We start from the raw sequence: 18751 nt of genomic DNA, 5'->3' as shown, positions 1-18751 counted from the left end.
CTGGCGTGCCCAGGAGGGATGACCGATGATGAGGACCATGCTGGCCGTCCTGCTGGCTGTCGGCCTGGCGGCCACTGCCTGGCCGGCGCCGGAGCCGACTGACATCGGCTCGCGCCTGGAGTTGCTCGTGGACGACTATCTGATCCAGGGCTTCACGGGCGCCGCGCAACTGCAGCTTCACCGCCCCGAGCGGCGTGAGGTCGTCTTCACCACCGACGCTCCCTGGGAAGGCAATGCCAGCGCGTACCAGTCGGTGTTCAAGGATGGCGACGTGTACCGCATGTACTACCGGGGGCTGCAGTACAACACCGGCGGCCCGGCGACGCTGGCGCTCGAGAACCACCCGTGGAACCTGTGCCTGGCGCTGAGCAAGGACGGCCTGCACTGGGAGCGGCCGAACCTCGGGGTCGTCGAGTTCAAGGGCTCCAAGGACAACAACATCGTCCTCACGCCCGAGCTGGCGGCCGCAGTCGGGGGCGACCCGGCCCACACAGCCGTGGTGCTGGATCAGAACCCCGCCTGTCCGCCCGAGGAGCGCATCAAGATCATCATTCTGGGCGGCAAGCCCAAGACGGGGCTCTATGTCCTCAAGTCCGGTGACGGTGTTCACTTCACTCCGCTGAGCAAAGAGCCGCTCGTGACCGAGGGAGCGTTCGACTCGCAGAACCTGCTGTTCTGGGACCCCGTGCGGCAGGAGTACCGCGAGTACCACCGTGGCTTCAAGGACGGCGTGCGGGGCATCATGACCGCCGCCGCCAGGACGCTCACGGCCCCCTTCCCGGCGCCGGAGTGGCTCGAATACCCCGGCGTCACGCCCGAGCACCTCTACACCAACCAGATCCAGCCCTACTACCGGGCCCCGCATATCTTCCTGGGGTTCCCGATGCGCTACACGGACCGCGGGTGGTCCGAGCCGGTGACCCTCCTGCCGGGGCTGCCCGAGCGCCTGGCCCGGGCCTCCGCCGGCAGCGCGCGCTATGGCACCGCTGTCACCGATGCGGTGTTCATGAGCAGTCGCGACGGCAAGACCTTCCGCCGCTGGCCGGAGGCCTTCATCCGGCCGGGGCCGCGCCGGCACGACAGTTGGGTCTATGGCGACAACTTCGTGTTCTGGGGCATGCTGGAGACCCCCTCGTCGCTGGCCGATGCCCCCAACGAGCTGTCCCTGTTCGCCACCGAGGGCTACTGGGAAGGCACAAGCATGAACGTGCGGCGCTACACGATCCGCATGGACGGCTTCGTCTCGGCGTGCGCGCCGATGTCGGGCGGGGAGATCGTGACCAAGCCGCTGCGCTTCGCGGGCGGCAATCTCGCGCTCAACTTCGAGACCTCCGGCGCCGGGTCGGTGCAGGTTGAGGTACAGGACGAGGCCGGCCAGCCCCTGAAAGGGTACGCGCTGGAGGACTGCCCGCCGATCTACGGCGACCACCTGCAGTACATCGTGCGCTGGGCGCAGGTGGGGGGCGACCTGCGGCCGCTGGCGGGCAAGCCGGTGCGCCTGCGCTTCGTGCTCAAGGATGCCGATCTGTACTCCCTGCAGTTCGTGCCCTACGCCCCCGATCCGCCGCTGCCGAAGGCCGCCGGCCTCATCCCGCGCAAGAATGCGAGCCGCCAGCCCTTCGTGGCGCTGGATGACGACTTCGCCGCCGCCCCGGCCGGGGTGAGCCCGACACCGGACGACCTGGACCCGCCGACGCGGCCGGAGGGCGCCGCGTGGCATGTCACCGAGGGCGCGCCGGACCGGGTGCAGGTGCTGTGCGACGACCCGCCCGGCAGCGGCAAACGCGGGACGACCCACTATCTCAGTCTCGTCCGCCGGGACGAGAAGCGGAATGAGGGCGGGTGTCTCTGGCTGGTGCTCAGCCCAGCGGATGTGGCCGACATGACCAACGGCAGTCTCACCCTCTCGGCCCGGGTCTGTGTCCCCTCCACCAATGCCTATCTCGTGGACATTGATGCCTTTGACTCCCAGCCCGACGTCTTCCGCGCCCGGGCCTTCCATGTGCGCTTCTCGCCCAAGGGCCTGGTGAGCTACTATGACAGCGAGAAGGAGCAGCCCATCGCGGGGCTGACGATCAGGCCGGACACCTGGCAGCAGGTGGTCATCCAGGCCGACCTGCTGCACAGCACGTTCGACCTGACGGTCGAGGGGAAGACGGCCCAGGGCTTGCCCTTCACCCACCCGGACATCCACCGCATTCAGACCGTGGAGTTCGGCCCGAACAGCAGCAAGACGACGATGTACGTCGGCGCAGTCAGGCTGGAGGTGCGCCCCTGAGGCGCGCCGAGGCTCAACCTTTCGGCAGCGGGAGCGGTAGCGAGGCAATGGACAAGGTGACATGGCTTCTCATCGGGGCCGGTGACATCGCCAGCCGGCGGGTCGGCCCCGCCCTGGTGAAGACTGAGAACTCCGAACTCGTCGCGGTGTGCGACCTGAGCCCGGAGCGCGCCGCCGCCGTGGCCGCGCAGCTCGGCGTCGCGACGGTCTACACCGATCCCGCCGTCGCCCTGGCCGAGTGCGCGGCCGAGGCCGTGTACATCGCGACCCCGCAGACCACGCACATTGAGCTGAGTCTGGCCGTGCTCGCGGCGGGCAAGCACCTGCTGTGCGAGAAGCCGCTGGGGCTCAACGGGGCGGAATGTCTGCGCCTGCTGGCGGCGGCTCGGCGCTCGGACCGCGTGACCAGTTGCTCCAACTACCGCCGCCTGTCCGAGCAGGTGAAGCTGACCGAGGCGCTGCTGGCCCGGGGCGAGATCGGGGAGCTGACCGGTGGCTGGGCCATCTACTCCACCCCGTTCTACAACCCGGCGAAGGCCCATGTCTGCCAGGCGTCGGGCCTCAGCCGCATCAAGGAGCTGGGCTATTATCTGATTGACATCGCCCACAACTTCCTGGGGATGCCGTCGGAGGTCGTGGCGCAGGGCAGCATTCTGCACCCCGAAGTGATGAACGACGTGGAGGAGATCGCCACCGTCGTCCTGAAGTTCCCCGGCGGCGCGATGTTCACGATCCTCTTCAACTGCACATCGCCGGGCACGCGGCATGAGTTCGAGCTGTTCGGCACACAGGGGCGCATCTACTGGCCGGCCTGGCCCCCGCATGGCAATGGGCCGGTCGTCAAGCTCGCCGGCGCCGGGACGCAGGAGTTCCCCGCCCATACGGACGAGAACTGGCACCTGCCGATGATCGAAGACTACGTGCAGGCCCTGCTGACGGGGCGCCCGCCGGTGTGCGTGCTCGAGAGCGCCGTCAAGACGGAAGTCATCACCGACGCCGTCTTCCGCTCGCTGGCGAGCGGCCGCGTGGAACCGGTGCTGTGGGAGGAACCATCATGAGAGTCCTGCTGTTGGGCGGCACCGGGTGCCTTAGCGGCGACATCGCCGCGCTGGCGGCGCAGCGCAGCGACCTTGAGCTGTACGTGCTGAACCGGGGCAGCCGCCCGCAGTTCGTCCCTGCCGCGACGCACTGCCTGCAGGCCGACATCGGCAAGCCCGACGAGGTCCGCGCCCAGATCGGGGATCTGACCTTCGACGTGGTGGCGGACTTCCTGACCTATGGCGTGGACGCCCTGGAACGCAATCTGGAGGTCTTCCGCGGGCGCTGCGGCCAGTACATCTTCGTCTCCTCGGGCGCCGTCTACCGCACTCGCACCGACCGCGAGATCATCACCGAAGCACACACGATGGTCGGCAACACGCTGTGGTCATACGGGCGCAACAAGATCCTGTGCGAGCGCCGGTTGCAGGCCGAGCACGAGGCCACCGGCCTGGACTACACCATCGTCCGCCCGGCCTTCACCTACAACAGGCTCCGCATCCTGCACCCCGTGGGGCCGAACCACCAGCAGTACTCCTGGACCATTGCCCGGCGCATCTTGCAGGGCCGGCCCCTGTTGATGCACGATGACGGCACCGCGCTGTGCACCGTGACCCACACCGAGGACTTCGCCAAGGCCTTCGTCGGCCTGTGCGGCAACCCGGCGGCGTGCGGAGAGGCCTACCACATTACCTCCGATGAGTGCTACACTTGGAACCGTGTCGCCCAGATGGTGGGCGACGCGCTGGGCCGCCCGCCGAACCTGTGCTATGTTCCAGCGCATGATCTGGGGTTCGAGCTGGGCGGGGACTTCGGCGAGAAGCTCATCTCCTTCTCGCGCAACGGGGTGTATGACAGCAGCAAGATCCGGGCGGCGGTCCCGGAGTTCGTCTGCACCACCCACTTTGCCGAAGGGATCCAGCGCACGATCCAGTTCTACTATGACCACCCGGAGTTCCAGGTCGTGGATGAGGCCTTCGACCACAAGATGGATGAGATCGCGGAGAAAACCCATGCCTAAGCCCTTCGATGAGGCACGCCCACAGCTTGAGCGCCAGTACCTCGACGCCCGGTTCGACCCGGCCTCGGGGCTCTCCAAGGAGGAGCTGGTCGCGGAGTTGGCCCGGCATCGCGCCGCGCATCCCGACGAGCCCCGCCTCCTGACGCGCGCCTGGCTCTTCCACCTGCTGTGCTCGCGGGCACGGCTGGCCGTGGAGCCGGACGACTACTTCGCCGACAAGCTGGAGCACCACAACCTGCTCGTGGCGCTGCGGGAAGAGTGGCGGCGCGAGGAGGAGGCGCGGGAGTTCGCGGGCGACCCACCCGCTGTGCCGGGCGCCTGGACGGGCCAGCTCGACACGGGGCACACCTGCCCGGACTGGCGGAGCCTCCTGCGGCATGGCTGGACCGGCCTGCGCGACCGCGCCGCCGCGCGGAAGGGCGTCTTCTACGAAGCGGTGGCCCTCGTCTACGAGGGCGCGATCATCCTGGCCCGGCGCCTGGCGGACGCACTGCCTGCGGACGCTCCGGCCCGGCCAGTGCTGGAGGCCCTCACGCAGCGCCCCCCGCAGACCTTCCACGAGGCCCTGCAACTGGGGTACCTGCACCACGAGTTGCAGGAGATGGAGAACGGCTACTCGGTCCGCTCCATGGGCCGCTTCGACCAGCTCTACAACGACTTCCTCGTCGGCGACTTGCAGTCCGGCCGCTTCACCCGCGACCAGGCCAAGGAGCTGCTCAAGTACTTCTGGGTCAAGTTCTTCGCCCGGACGCAGGGCAAGATGTACGGCAAGCCGTTCCTGTTCGGCCCGGAGGCCAACGAACTGTCGTACCTGGCCTTCGAGGTCTATCGCGAGATCCAGATCGTGGACCCGAAGCTCCACTTCCGGCTGGGGCCGCGCACGCCCCAGGACCTGCTCGAGCACGTGGTCGGCTGCATCCAGGCCGGCTGTACCGGCATTGTGGCGGTCAACGACACCGCCCAGGTCGCCATGCTGTGCGACAACGGCAAGGCCCTGGCCGATGCCGACGAGTACATCCTCATCGGCTGCTATGAGCCGGCGGTCATGGGCCGCGAGCTGAACTGCTCGGGGGCGTGCAGCCTGAACCTGGCCAAGCCCGTCGAGATGCTGATGGCGGGCAGCGACTACGCCGCCTTCGAGGACTTCATGGCGGCGTACCTGGACACGCTGGACGCGCACTTCACGAAGGCGGCGGACCGCGTCCGCCGCGACGAGCGGCTCTGGGCGCGGGTGAGCCCCTCGCCCCTGCTGTCGGGCGCCATGGACTCGTGCTTCGCGAGCGGCCGGGATGTCTCCGAGGGCGGCGCGGCCTACAACACCAGCGGCTGCTGCTGCCCCGGTCTGGCCAATGCCGTGGACTCCCTCGCGGTCATCAAGCAGCTTGTCTACGAGGAGCGGCGCTGTACGCTGGAGGAGCTGCGCGCGGCGCTGGCGGCCAACTGGGAAGGCCATGAGGAGCTGCGCTTGACCGCTCAACACCGCGTCCCCAAGTGGGGCAACAATGACCCCGCCGTGGATGACCTGGCCGTGCGGATCACGGACTTCCTGGGGCGGCGCATCAACCACGAGCCCAACGCCCGGGGCGGGGTCTTCCAGGCCGCGCTCTACGGGATCATAGACACCGTCCGCTCGTACGGCCGGCAGACCGGGGCGCTGCCCGACGGCCACCTGGCCGGGGAGCCGCTGACCATCAACACCGGCGCGACCATCGGCATGGACCAGGACGGCGTCACCTCGCTCATCAACTCCGTCACGCGGGTGGACCTGGCCCAGTTCCCCAACGGCACGGTGCTGGACATCATGCTTCACCCGAGCGTCGCCCGCGGACCCGAGGGCATCCGGACGATCTGTTCGGTCATCCGCAGCCACTTCGCCCAGGGCGGCATGGCCCTGCAGTTCAACATCTTTGACGCCGACTTGCTGCGCGACGCCCAGCAGCATCCCGAGCGCTACGCTAATCTTCAGGTGCGGCTGTGCGGCTGGAACGTGCGGTTCGTGGACCTCGGCCCCGAGGAGCAGGAGATGTTCATCACCAAGGCGGAGGTCGCGTGATGCGGGGGATGGTGCTGGACCTCAAGCGCCTGTGCGTCCACGACGGGCCGGGCCTGCGGACGACTGTTTTCCTGAAGGGTTGCCCCCTGCAGTGCCGCTGGTGCCACAACCCCGAGAGCGTCTCCCCCACGCCCGAGATCGGCTTCGCCCGCCGCAAGTGCGTCGGCTGCGGCAAGTGCGCCGAGGTCTGCCCGACCGGGGCGCACATCCTTCGCGACGGCGAGCACACCTTCAACCGCGAGGTGTGCACGGTCTGCGGTCAGTGCGTGGCCGCCTGCCTGCTCGGTGCGCTGGAGATGTTTGGCCAGGAGATGTCAGCCGATGACGTGGCGGCGGCGGTGCTGGAGGACCGCACCTTCTACGCCACCTCCGGCGGAGGCTGCACGATGTCGGGCGGAGAGCCGTTGTGGCAGGCGGCGTTCTGCGCGGAGGTCTTCAGGCTTCTGCGCGCCGAGGGCATCCACTGCGCCGTGGACACCTCCGGCGCGGTGGACTGGGAGGCCTTTGCCACGGTCGTGCCCGTGACCGACCTGTTCCTGCTCGATGTCAAGCACACCGACGACCGCCACCACCAGCAGCACACCGGCAGCCCCGTGGCCGGGATCCTCGACAACCTGCGGAAGCTGGCCGGGTGCGGCGTGCCGATTGAGGTCCGCATTCCGACGATCCCTGGCTTCAACGCCGACGAGGCGAGCTTCACCGGCATCGCGGAACTGCTCAGCGGCCTGCCGAACCTCGTGGGGGTACGCCTGTTGCCCTACCACCTGGCCCGGTCGAAGTACGAGACGGTGGGCCACCCGGACACCATGCCTGATGTCCCCCTGCCCGACGCCCCCACCATCGCCCGCCTGGCAGACATCTTGCGGCAGCACGGCCTGACGGTCCTGGCGTAGCGTCCGCCTGTGGGGTCCACGCCAGGGGTGCTGGCGGGGCCCGTCGCGCACGACGCGACACCCGCCAGCTTGCGATTCGGTTGGCCAGCTCGCCATTTCATCAGTAGCGCGGGCGGCCCTGCCCGCGCCCCCGGGGCCGGGCAGGCGAGACGGCGCGCGGCACCGTTGCACCAGTAGCGCGGGCGGCCCCGCCCGCGCCCCCGGGGCCGGGCAGGCGAGGCCGCCTGCCCTACGGGAAATGATGTGCCGCACACCAACCAGGAGCCATCACTGTGAGTAGAGAGACGATCATTCTGTCGGATCAGGACGTGACCGCGCTATTGCCGCACGAGGAAGTCGTCGGCATGGTGGACACCGTCTTCCAGGAATGGGGGCGCGGCAATGTCGTCATGCCGCCGAAGGTCAACCTGGACATGTCGCGCAGCGGCCATCCGTCGTGGGCTAACGCCATGCCCGCCTACATGGCCACCGACAACGTCGGCGGGCTGAAGTGGGTCGGCGGCTATGGCGACAACCCGGCCCGGGGCCTGCCGTACATCATGGGGATCGTCGTGCTGACCGACCCCGAGACCGGGCACGCGCTGGCGCTCATGGACGGGAACCACATCTCCGACTGGCGCACCGGAGCCTCGGCGGCCATCGCCGCCAAGTACCTGGCCCGCGAGGGAACGGCAAGGATCGCGATGGTCGGCGCCGGCACCCAGGGCCGGACGGCCGCCGTCTGCCTGCAAACCGTGTTCCCGCAGGCCAGCCTGGTGGTGGCCGACCTCTCGGCAGACCGGCGCGAGGCCTTCTGCCGCGATCTGCAGGAGCAGTACGGTGTGCCGGTCAGCGCGGCCCCGACGGTGCGGGCGGCGGTCGAGGGGGCCGACGTCGTGGTCCTGCTCACCACGGCCCAGCAGCCCTTCGTCAAGGCGGAGTGGATCGCCAAGGGGTGTCTCACGCTGGGCATGGGCTCCTACCAGCAGGCCGAGGACGACCTCATCCTGGGGGCGGACAAGATCATCGTGGACTGTTGGGGGCAGGCGGAGCACCGCGGGGAGCTCAAGCCCCTGGTCGAGGCCGGACGGCTCTCGGAGGCCGATGTCGCGGCCGAGCTGGGCTGCGTCGCCGCCGGGGTGAAGCCCGGACGCACGAGCCCGCAGGAGCGCATCCTGGCGGTCCTCGTCGGCCTGGGCGCGCATGATGTGTACATCGCCGGGCAGGTTTACCGCCGGGCTGTGGCCGCGGGGCGCGGGCATCGCGTCTGCCTGCGGCACGACTAGGCTCGCGTCTGCCTGAGAGACTCGCTAACCCAGTAGGGCAGGCGGCTCGCCTGCCCGCGCGGGCGGGCCGCCCGCGCTACTGCGGAACCGCAGGGACTTGCGGGACACGACACGATGGAGGGGCTCCTATGGCAGTTGAACGCTTGCTCGTCGGGGCGGCCAGGGCGGACATCACGCCGGACTACGGCACGCAGATCTCCGGCGACATCGGGCGCTACCGGCCCGTGGAGCAGATCCGCGACCGGCTCTATGCGCGCATCTTCGTCTTCCGGTCCGGCGGCGTGACGGCCTGCCTGGTCGCCTGCGACATGGCCTGCATCAGCCAGAACCATTCGCGGAACTTGCGCGCCCGCATCGCCGAGGCTCTCGACACGACGCCCGAGGCCGTCGTCATCCACTGCGTCCAGTCACACTCGGCGGCCCGCGTGGGCGGGATGTTCGACGACCCCGAGGGCCTCCTGACCCCGGACCTGTGGTGGGTGCGCGGCGAGACCCCCGCCTACAATGAGCTGTTCTTCCGGGCCGTCCTGGACGGGGTGGCGCAGGCGCGTGACGCCATGGCTCCGGCCACCGCCCGCTATGCCCGCATGCTCGAGGGGCGCTGTGCCTTCAACCGCCGCTTCATCATGCGCGACGGCACCGCCAAGACCCATCCGGGGTACTGCAACGAAGACGTACTGCACGTCGAGGGGCCGGTGGACCCGGAGGCCTCGCTGACGCTGTTCGAGAGCGACGAGGGCAGACCGATCGCCTGCCTGCTGCACTACACCTGCCACCCCACGCACGGCTACCCGCACCGTTACATCTCGGCCGACTGGCCGGGGCTGTGGAGCGAGGGCGTGGCCCGAAAGCTGGGCGGGGACTGCGTCGTGGGCTGCCTCAATGGCGCCTGCGGGAACATCAGCCCCAACGATCACACCAGCCTCGACTACGACGGGCGCACCAACCTGCTGCTCATGCTGCGGCGCCTGGGGCAGACCGCCGACGTGCTGCTGGGCAAGCTGCGCCCCATCGAGGCACTGCCGCTGCAGGCCGTCAGTCGCCTCATGCCGGTGCCCTGGAACCAGCCGCCGCCTGAGGCGGCCGAGGCGGCGCGCCGCATGGTCGCCGAGCACCCCGAGCCGATCTGGCGCGACGAGGCCAGGGCCAGCATCGCCTGGGAGTGGGTCTTCGCCCTGCGCGACCTGGACAAGCTCCACAAGCTGGCGGCCAACCCGAACTACGACTTCGAGATCCAGGTCCTGCGCCTCGGTGAGCTGGTGGTGGTCGGCTGGCCCGGCGAGCCGTTCGTCGAGGCGCAGCTTGAGGTGAAGCTCAAGGCCCACCCGCGACTGGTGGTCGTCGCCCACGAGTGCAACGACGAGTGCGGCTATCTGCCGACGCTGAGCGCGGCGCAGCGGGGTGGCTATGAAGCGTGGGGGAAGCTCCCGCCCGGCACGCTGGAGCGCGCCGCGGAGCAGACGACGGAGATGATCACCGAGCTGTAGCCGTTGGAGCGCGGCTCTCCCGAGCCGCAGGCCATGTACCTGCGGCTCGGGAGAGCCGCGCTCCAAGCTGTCCGCAGCCCCCTACTCCGCCGCGAACATCCCCTCCAGGATCGCGACGGCCTCGTCCACTATCTGCTGCCCGCCGGTCGGCGAGACCTTGCAGCTCGCGGGGATGGCCCCGTAGCTTAAGCCCGCTGCCGCCCGGTCAGTCGGCAGGTATGTGCCGCCGGAGGCAAGCTGTACCACAAAGGTCTGCACTGCCGGCGAGCGGCCCTTGATGCGGTCGCCATAGTCGAGGTAGTACTCGAACCCCGCGGTCACAAAGGCGATGTCGCCCAGACGCAGGACGTTCACCTCGCTGGGCACGCTGGTCAGCGGGTGCTCATAGCGATCGGCCGCGCGCTTGCACCAGGCCACGCGCGAGCGCAGGGACGTCACCTCCCCGCCCAGCGGGTCGGCGTCGCCCAGCTCCGCCAGACGCTGCTGCGCCTCGGCCATCTGCGTCTGCAGCGTGGCGTACTCCTCGGCGCTCAAGTCCCAGTGCTTCAGGGCGAGGGTCTTGTGCTCGTGCTTGACGACCAGCTCGTCGCGCAGGTCTTTGCGGAGGGCGGGCTCGGCGTCATCCACCGCGTCGGCGAGGCGGCGGCCGATGTCTGCGCGCAGCGCGGCGTTGAGCGGGCGCTCGACCCCGCCGCCGTACTTGAGCTGCAACATGCGGTTCTCGGCGGCCTTGGCGATCAGCCGGTGGGGGCTCTGGTCGCCGGCGGCGGAGCACTGCGGCAGGACGAACAGCCCCGCGCCATGCCGGCGGCGCACTGCCTCACGCACGTCGTGCCAGAAGTCGGCCGAGATGAAGTCCTGCCCGCTCTCGCTGGCCTGCGAGGGGCAGGCCACGTTGATCAGCACACCCGTCAGGTTCTGCGCGGCGTCGTAGGTGCACAGCAGGTTGACGCTGTGGTCCACGTGGCCCTCGATGTGGGAGAAGTCCGCCGCGCTGGTACTGCCGTACATCACCGCGCGGTCATCGAAGTAGCGCACGCGCCGGTTCTCGCCGATGACCGCGTGGGAGTAGCCCCAGCCCACGTAACCCTCGGCGCGCCGCTCCCAGGCCTCGCAAGCGGCGGTCGCCAGTTGCTCAACCAGGAACGCGCTGTACTCATCCACGGACAGGTAGTCGGGATAGCGCTGCTTGAGTGCCGCAACGTATTCAAGATCCCGCTGCAGCCCCGCCTGCTGGCCGCCGAAGGGCGCGGTGTGGGTGTGGGTGGCGCTGACCAGCAGCCGCCGCGCGTCGAAGCCCGGCAGGCGCTCCGCCACGGCCGCCCGTGCCTTCGTCAGCACCTCCTCGTCCACCGCGCAGAAGTCCATGGAGGCGATGATGACGCCTGCGTCACCGCTCTCCACGGCCAGGGCTGTCACCGTGAGCGGGTCCTGCACCCGCGTGGCGATGCGCAGGTTGAACTGCCCGCGCAGTGACACCGGCCGATGGGGGGTGATGTCCTGCTGTGACCAACCGATCCGGATCTTGGTGCTCATGTGCCGTCTGCCTCGGTTCCATTGGAGTGCGGGTTCGGAGACGGACCCGCCTACGCGTCTGCCGGTGCTATATCAGCGTAGCTGCGTACCCGTCTATCGTGTCCACTTCCACCACCCGCCGGGTGCAGCCGTCCCCCTCGTTCTCCCAGATCGTCAGCGGGGAGGGGCCGTCGGTCTGCCCGCACAGCTCGCACTGCAGGCCCTGGTCGGTCATGTTGGCCCGCACCAGCCGGGAGTCTAGCAGCCGCTTGCAGATGATGCCGACATGCTCCCGTTCGGCGTACTGCACATCCCAGCCGCCCAGTCCCGCGACGATTGCGGTGACGACCGTCTCCCAGTCGTCCAAGCTGATGGCGTTGATGCGCTCCTCGTGGGTGAACAGCAGGCCGTAGGCCAGGGCGTCCAGACCCAGCTTGATGTTCGCGACCCCGGCGGCCGAGGCCTCGGCCAGCTTGGGCGTGTCCGACTCGCCGATGAACGGCACCCGGCCGCTGAGAATGTCGGTGGTCATGTGCGTCTTGCCCACGTGCGAGACGCTCATGGCGATGAAGGTCATGCCGGGGTGTTGCGGGCAGCGGTCAATGGTCAGGCCATGGCGCCCGGTGCGGCCCCGAATGCCGTAGGGCCGGGGGCGCCACACCGGCTGGTTGCTGTAGAGCTGCCCGAGAGCCGAGTTGTTGCAGGGCATGTCCACCCCGCGCTCCAGGAACAGCGGCACCGCCGGCCAGCCCACCTCGCCGAAGTGTGCGTTGAGGACGCGGCTGTGGCGGATGCCGGCCTGCGCGAAGGCCTCGTCCATGCGGCGGAAGCTGCGCCGGATGGTCTCGACCGGCAGGTCCAGGCCGGTGTTGTGATCCAGCGACAGCCCCTCGAACAGCGTCTGCGTGCCGCCACAGGACAGGTCAGGCTTGTCGGCCAGCACCGCGTAGGGCTTGTAGTCGGGCCGGGCCATGTAGAAGTCATCGCGGAAGGCGTGCATCGAGAAGTCCGCGCCACCAGCGTCGTGTAGCCGCTTGGCGGCCGCCCAGTCGGTCGGCCCCATCTCGTCGGTGAACAGCCCCAGGTTCGGGCCGATGCCATAGCGGTTCATCACCCGCACGTAGTCGAAGGCGTTGTAGGTGCCGTTGCAGTCATCCATACGGGCGGTGACATACGGCGGGACGCAGCGCATGGGGAAGGGCTTCGCGGCGGCCCACACCAGCGAGCGCCACATGAGCCCGTCAATCCCACGCACATGGCCGTAGACGCCCTCGGCGTAGAGTTCGTTGCCGGTACCGAAGAGGACGATGCGCCCCTGCCCGGCCTGGCCGCAGGCGATCACGGGCCGGTCGGCGGCGTCGGTGGCGAGGGTCTGCCACGGCGCCCCGGCGGGCAGGGCGAGGGCCGCGATCTCCTCCCCCAGCTCGATCTCCTCCCCTGCCTCGTGGCCGAAGGTGACAAACGAAGCCTCCGGGCCGAAGCGCAGCAAGCCCGTGCGCGCGTCGCCCAGGTCGGCCGGCAACAGCTCCCGCAGGGGCGCGGGCCAGTCCTGGGGCCACCGGTCGAAGCTCACCAGCCCCGCGCCCTGCGCCACGGCCTCGGCGATCTGCACGGCCACCTCGGGCTTCAGCCAGCCGGCTGCGCCGTCATGGGCGATGACATAGAGCGCGCGCGGGGCGATGTACGCCGGGATCGCGCCCATGTAGTCCCCGCCGTCCAGCACTTCGCACGCGATCCCGAAGTGATCGAGAGCGGCGAAGATGGTCTGATCCGCCCCGAGGCGCGCGGCGGTCTGGCGGCTGTCCAGAACGACGAGTGCACTGCGGTTTCCTGCTGCCATGGTCTCACCTGTCTGTTCGTCTGTGCGTTCTGTCGTGTCGTCCGCGCCACGCGCGAGGCAGGGCGCGGGTGCTGTCCTGTAGGGCGGGGGCTGGTACCCCGCCGGAGGGGCTGGCGGATGAGCGTCGCGGCGGGGTACAAGCCCCCGCCCTGCAACGGCGCGTCACGCCCCCGCGATCGTCACCGGCGCGCCGCCCTGTTCGCCTGAGGCGAGGATGGCGTCCAGCACGAGTTGGATGGCGTGCCCGGTCTCGCCGGGCACCGGCGTGGGCGCCACACCGGCGATGGCGTCGGCGAAGCACTGGAAGCTGTTGGGGCCGGCCGGGTTGAGGTCCGCCGGCGGCACCGTGGTCGTCTTCCCGTCGCGGCCGCGGATCTGGAGGCCCTCGCCGGGCGCCCCGGCCGACAGTATCCCCTCGCTGCCGAAGATCTCGAAGCTCATGTGGTTGGTCGGGCTGGTCCAGCTCAGCTCCAGCACGCCCGTGGCGCCGTTGTGGAAGCGGAACAGGGCCGTAGCGTTGTCCACCACGTCTATGTCCTCCCGGCGGCTGTCGGTCTGGGCTGAGACGCTGGCCACTGCGCCGCAGTACCACTGCATCGTGTCGCCGACATGCACGCCGATGTCGCCCACGATGCCCCCGCCCTGGCTCCGGGTGACGAACCACGTCGCCCCCGGTGACCAGCCCTTGTCGGGCGCGGAAGTGTGGACGCGGATGGCGCGCATGTGCCACACCTCGCCGATGGCGCCCTCGGCCAGCAGTCGGGCGACCGTCTGGTAGAACGGGTCGTAGCGGCGCGACAGGTTGATCTGCAGCACCTTCCCCGCCGCCCGCGACGCCGCTACCATCTGCGCCGTCTCCACCTGCGACATCCCCATCGGCTTCTCGCACAGCACGTGGCAGTCCGCCTGCAGCGCTGCCAGCGTCATCGGGCAGTGCAGCGCGACCGGAGTCGCGACGGTCACGGCGTCCACGAGCCCCGAGGCCAGCAGCTCCTGATAGTCTGTGAACAGGGCCGCTGCGGGGGCGTGCTCATCGCGCGCCTTCGTCGCGCGCTCGGTGTCCAGGTCGCACACAGCCGTGATCGTCACGCCCGGGACCTCCGCCAGGCGCGGTGCGTGACTGCGCTGGGTGATCATGCCACAGCCGATGAGGCCAACCCGAATGGTGCTCTCGCTCATTGCCTGATGCTCCCTTGTTGGTCTGATCCGCGCGCGGACGTACGCCGCGCCTTCCCCGTAGGGCAGGCGGCCTCGCCTGCCCGGTCCCCGCCGCGCGGGCGAGGCCGCCCGCGCTACTGTCGTCGTCTGTCACGATTGCCGCTCGCGCCACCCTCCGCAGGGCGCTGGCCCAGGATGCGCCGCAGGTTGTCCAGGCCCTTCCGGTTGGCGTAGCGCGCCTCGTCCGGCCCCTCGTACTCCAGCGACAGGAAGCCGTCATAGCCGGCGTCCTGAAGGGACTTGATGGCCTGGGGGATGCCGATGTCGCCGTCGCCGGCGATGGTCGCCTGGGTGTAGATGCCCCGGCCGCGCTCGCGCCAGTTGTCGAGCGACTCAGGCGCCGAGGTGCGGATGAGGTGGTCCTTGATGTGCGCCATGGCCGCGCAGGGCGCGCACTGGGCGATGGCGTGCAGCGTGTTGTCGAACTCCACCGGGTAGAAGTTGCCGGTGTCCACGAGCAGGCGGAAGTTGTCCCGCGCCACCTCGCGCTGCAGCCGCAGCACCCGCCGCGCCCCCTGGACGTAGAACCCGTGGTTCTCGATCATCGTGGTGATGCCATACCGCGTGGCGTAGTCGGCGAGCTGCCGGATGGCCTCGACGAGCACGGGTACGTCCTGCTCGAAGCGCTCGTCGGTGGCCTGATCGGCGGGGCGGGAGGCGACATCGTGCCGCACGAGCTTCGTGCCCATCCGCGCGGCGTTGTCAATCTCGCCCCGCACGCGCGCCAACTCCGCCTCGTACTCGTCGGTGGCTTTGTCTATGAAGCTGGCCCCGAAGGTGTAGCAGGAGACCTCCAGTCCCACGGCCGCGGCTTTCGCCGCGATGGCCTCGGCCACGTCCGGCGTGACCGTGAAGCCGAGGTTGACCAGCGGCACAATCTCGATGTGGGCGGCGTCGTTCCCGGCCAGCCAGTCGAACACGCCCCACATGTCCAGATCGCCCGCCTGGATGGCTGTCCGCAGGCTGTAGGTACTCGCTCCGATCTTCATCTGTAACCCTCCGTAGTTGTGCGGCCTGTGCCGCGGCTCCGGTCAGTGTGCTGTCCCGGAGGAAGACCGCTCGCTCTCAGTAGCGCGGGCCGCCTCGCCCGCGCGCGGTGGCAACGAGCTTGTCAGTCGCCCACGACCCGGATGTTGGCGCAGGTGACGTCGCGGATGGACTCGGGGCCCGCCACCAGCGTGACGGCCTCGCCGGGGAGGTCGTGCCGGATGATGTTGCTGAGGACCGAGTCGCACAGCGACCCGCCGATCATGATCGTGTGCTCCGAGCGGCTGATGACGTTGCTGACGATGATCCGGCTGGTGTCGCCCAGCGGCGCCATGCCGCCCCCGTAGTGGTGATCCCCGATCTTCACGGCGGCCTTGCACCGCGTCCCGGCCGGTGAGGTGTCCACCAGGCCGTCGAGCACGATGTCATACATCCGCACGCCGGGGGTGTTCAGCAGCCGCACGATGTGATGCCCACCCCGGCAGTAGCCCTGCACATTGCGGATGATGACGTGCCGGATGTCGTCGGCGCCCTCGCCCCGGGGGCACAGCGAACTGACCATGGTGGACCCCAGGCTCCCGGCGACGCTGTCGGCGCGCGGAATGCCCGTCAGGGCGATCAGGTCGTCCCCGCTGTAGCCGCTGATGTTCTCGATGAGGAGGTCGTGGCACCCCATCCGCAAGTCCACACCGTCCTGGTTCAGAATCGTCTGCTCCACGCCGTCAATCGTCTTCACGCCGCTGGAGGTGAAGCTCAGGTCGCGCAGCGTCCCGTGCGCGCAGCGTTCCAGCGAGATCGCCCAGCAGTGCGAGTCCTGCATCGCGAGATGCTCGACGCTGAAGTCCTCGACATAGGCCATCAGGATGCCGATGTTGCGCCAGTCGCCGGTCTGGCTCTCCCCGTCTACGCCGGCGTCGGTGCCATAGGTCCGCTCCCCCAGTGTCTTGCCGCTGTCACCGGTGGCGCGCGGGTGATCGGCGCCCTCCAGCAGCACGTTCCCCCTCCCGATGATGTGGAGGCCGCGCAGGGGCTGGATGTCGGCCACACCCAGCCCGCAGTTGGCGCTGCGAATCATGTTGTCGCGACAGCGGTCGGACAGCTTCAGGTGGCAGTTGTCCAGCTCGAGCGTGCTGTCACCGGGAATGAGGATGGCCGAGTCGAGCAGCCACACGTCGCGGTCGCCGTCGGCAGCGCGGTTGCAGCGCGGGATGACGACGCGCCGGCCGGTGCCGGCGGCGGCGGCCAGCGCCTGGTTGATGCGCTCGACATCCGAGCCGGTGAAGTCATTGGGTGTCAGGAAGGACGGGTCGGCCACGGGGGATCTCCTCTCGCCGAAGCGTCGGGGGCTACTCCAGGTTGTCGGCCACGGCGCCGATGAGCGTGTAGTCGGTGGGGGCCAGTTGCAGGAGGCTGCCGGGTACCCACGGGGTGACCGGGCCAAAGGCGACCAGGCGCCCAATGAACCGCTGCCAACTTACCCCGGCCAGGTTCACGTTCAGCCAGAACGAGCGCCGCTGGCAGGCCAGGATCTCCGCCGGGCCGATGGTCACGGCCTGCGGCGGCACGACCGACCAGTCGCCGCCGTGGTGCAGCGCCGCCTGCATGATCGTCATCGGGTGCAGCTCCACCACGCGCCCGCGGGCCTGGCAGAACTCCTCCAGCGTGGCGAACTCGCTGCCCAGGTGCGCTTCCCAGAAGGCCACGTGCCCGCACCAACCGATGCCGCCGTAGCACACCTCCGCCCCGCCCAGGTCGGCGATCTGCTGCCCGTAGTCGGCGATGTTGGCGGAGGAGGGAAAGTGGATCTGTGCGGCGGGTGGGCGCAGGTCCTCGTCAATCCGCGAGAAGAAGCGCTGCCACATGGCGTACTGGAAGGAGCCCGGCCAATCGCCCGGCGCCGAGCGTCCGTCCTGGTCGGCGAACTCGTCCATGTTGAAGGTGTGGACATGCGCCAGCGAGAGGCGCAGCTCGTTGATGATGGCCGCGGCCTTGTCGTACTGGGCCAGGGGGCCACACGGCAGGATCGCGACGAAGCGGCGCCCTTCGGCCGCGGCAGTCTGGATGCGCCGCACGAGGTCCAGCGCGAAGGCCAGGAAGAAGTCGTCCGTGTCCTCGATGATGCGGACGTGGAAGTCGGGGTTCGGGTGGCGGGTCAGGTCCTCGCGCCGAATCGCGCGCACCCGCGCACAGGCCTCCTGGTCGCGAAACGGGATGAAGCGGGCGAGGTCAAACTCGAACGCCATGGAGAGTGCCTTCCTTCTTGGGCCTACAGCCGGTAGCGCGGCCGGACGCGCCCCAGCCGCGCCCGGACATCCTCGGCGAACCGCGCGATGTGCTCGTCCACGAACTCGCCGGGGTCGCAGTCCGCGTCGTGCATCAGGGGCGTGAGGTCCATCGCCAGGGAGAGCTGCGAGGTCGCGTCGGTCTCCAGCGGGGCGTTGTACGTCGCGTGCGCCCGTCGCCGCCCCAGCGCCGCCAGGTCGTAGCGCTTGCCCCCGTCAATCTGCGAGTCATACAGCCCCAGTAGCGCCGTCGCCAGGTTCTCGTGCGCGCTCACATCCAGCAGCGTCTGGTCCGCGTCGGCCAGCCAGTCCAGGTCGCGCCACACTTCACAGCCCAGCAGCAGCGCCGGGCGGTCCTCGGGCGCCAGCGACCGCAGGGCCGCCAGCGTCCGCAGCACGACCGCCACGTGTGCGTCATGCTTGTCGGCGAGGTTGTGCGTGTAGACGACCTGCGGGCGCGTGGCGGCCAGCAGCGCGCGCAGGTCGTGCGTGGGCGCGGGGTTGTCGGGATTGCGGTTCTCCAGAGGCGGGTAGTCCAGCAGCGCCACCGCCGCATACTCGCCCACGAAGGCCGCCGTCTTCTGCTCCCGGCGGCGTATGGCGAGCATCTCGTCCTCGGTCAGGGCCGCGTAGTCGCCGGTGCGCGGGCAGCCCGCCCCGTTGCTCACGACCACCCCGGCGAACCAGCGCGCCGGGTTGCCGAAGCACGCGGCGATGCCGTGGTAGGCCATGATCTCGATGTCGTCCTGATGGGCGGCAATCGCCAGATGCGTCACGCGCGACAGCGCCATCTCCTCGGCGACGCCATCGGGCACGTATAACTCGGCAGAAGCATTCGCGAACTGCAAACCTGCACTCACCTCAGTCGTCCTGT

At 69.4% G+C, this 18751-nt stretch carries 14 protein-coding genes; 7 read left to right on the top strand and 7 right to left on the bottom strand.

Translation table 11 applies throughout. From position 1 onward, the window contains the following. Positions 1-25 precede the first annotated feature (25 nt). From LLH23_02880 to LLH23_02850, 7 genes are all read left to right on the top strand, one after another. On the top strand, positions 26-2278 hold the full coding sequence (locus LLH23_02880) for a hypothetical protein (protein MCE5237417.1): 2253 nt from the start codon (positions 26-28) through the stop codon (positions 2276-2278). A gap of 47 nt (positions 2279-2325) precedes the next feature. Beyond that, a complete protein-coding gene (locus LLH23_02875) occupies positions 2326-3336 on the top strand; it encodes a Gfo/Idh/MocA family oxidoreductase (GenBank protein ID MCE5237416.1) in 1011 nt (336 codons plus the stop codon). Then, positions 3333-4337, top strand: coding sequence for an NAD-dependent epimerase/dehydratase family protein (locus LLH23_02870; GenBank protein MCE5237415.1), 1005 nt, complete (start codon positions 3333-3335; stop codon positions 4335-4337). Before LLH23_02875 ends, LLH23_02870 begins: the two co-directional genes overlap by 4 nt. Next, entirely contained in the window at positions 4330-6390 is a 2061-nt protein-coding gene (locus tag LLH23_02865) for a hypothetical protein (GenBank protein ID MCE5237414.1), read from the top strand. Before LLH23_02870 ends, LLH23_02865 begins: the two co-directional genes overlap by 8 nt. Beyond that, the gene (locus tag LLH23_02860; protein MCE5237413.1) at positions 6390-7283 is read left to right on the top strand and encodes a glycyl-radical enzyme activating protein; all 894 of its coding nucleotides are present in this window, start codon (positions 6390-6392) and stop codon (positions 7281-7283) included. The genes LLH23_02865 and LLH23_02860 overlap by 1 nt, the downstream gene beginning before the upstream one ends. 272 nt (positions 7284-7555) lie before the next feature. Next, positions 7556-8548: an ornithine cyclodeaminase family protein gene (locus LLH23_02855; GenBank protein MCE5237412.1), complete on the top strand. Its 993-nt coding sequence runs from the start codon at positions 7556-7558 to the stop codon at positions 8546-8548. 128 nt (positions 8549-8676) lie between these two features. Beyond that, a complete protein-coding gene (locus tag LLH23_02850) occupies positions 8677-10035 on the top strand; it encodes a hypothetical protein (protein ID MCE5237411.1) in 1359 nt (452 codons plus the stop codon). 81 nt (positions 10036-10116) lie between these two features. Here LLH23_02850 and LLH23_02845 read toward each other — a convergent pair whose 3' ends face one another. The 7 genes from LLH23_02845 to LLH23_02815 form a co-directional block, all read right to left on the bottom strand. Beyond that, on the bottom strand, positions 10117-11571 hold the full coding sequence (locus LLH23_02845; protein ID MCE5237410.1) for a hypothetical protein: 1455 nt from the start codon (positions 11569-11571) through the stop codon (positions 10117-10119). Between the two features lie 67 nt (positions 11572-11638). Beyond that, positions 11639-13390: a hypothetical protein gene (locus LLH23_02840; protein ID MCE5237409.1), complete on the bottom strand. Its 1752-nt coding sequence runs from the start codon at positions 13388-13390 to the stop codon at positions 11639-11641. Positions 13391-13552: 162 nt separating this feature from the next. Beyond that, positions 13553-14569, bottom strand: coding sequence for a Gfo/Idh/MocA family oxidoreductase (locus LLH23_02835; protein ID MCE5237408.1), 1017 nt, complete (start codon positions 14567-14569; stop codon positions 13553-13555). Between the two features lie 113 nt (positions 14570-14682). Further along, positions 14683-15597, bottom strand: coding sequence for a sugar phosphate isomerase/epimerase (locus LLH23_02830; protein MCE5237407.1), 915 nt, complete (start codon positions 15595-15597; stop codon positions 14683-14685). 122 nt (positions 15598-15719) lie between these two features. Next, positions 15720-16910 carry a hypothetical protein gene (locus tag LLH23_02825; GenBank protein ID MCE5237406.1) on the bottom strand — a complete coding sequence of 397 codons (1191 nt, stop codon included), beginning with the start codon at positions 16908-16910 and terminating at the stop codon, positions 15720-15722. 31 nt (positions 16911-16941) lie between these two features. Then, positions 16942-17838: a hypothetical protein gene (locus tag LLH23_02820; GenBank protein MCE5237405.1), complete on the bottom strand. Its 897-nt coding sequence runs from the start codon at positions 17836-17838 to the stop codon at positions 16942-16944. Positions 17839-17861: 23 nt separating this feature from the next. Further along, complete coding sequence (locus tag LLH23_02815; GenBank protein MCE5237404.1) at positions 17862-18737, bottom strand: PIG-L family deacetylase; 876 nt, start codon at positions 18735-18737, stop codon at positions 17862-17864. Positions 18738-18751: the final 14 nt, after the last annotated feature.

This window comes from bacterium (assembly GCA_021372615.1).
Lineage (GTDB): Bacteria > Armatimonadota > Zipacnadia > Zipacnadales > UBA11051 > JAJFUB01.
The sequence above is the reverse complement of the archived record's forward strand: the minus strand, read 5'-3'. Positions and strand labels throughout refer to the sequence as shown.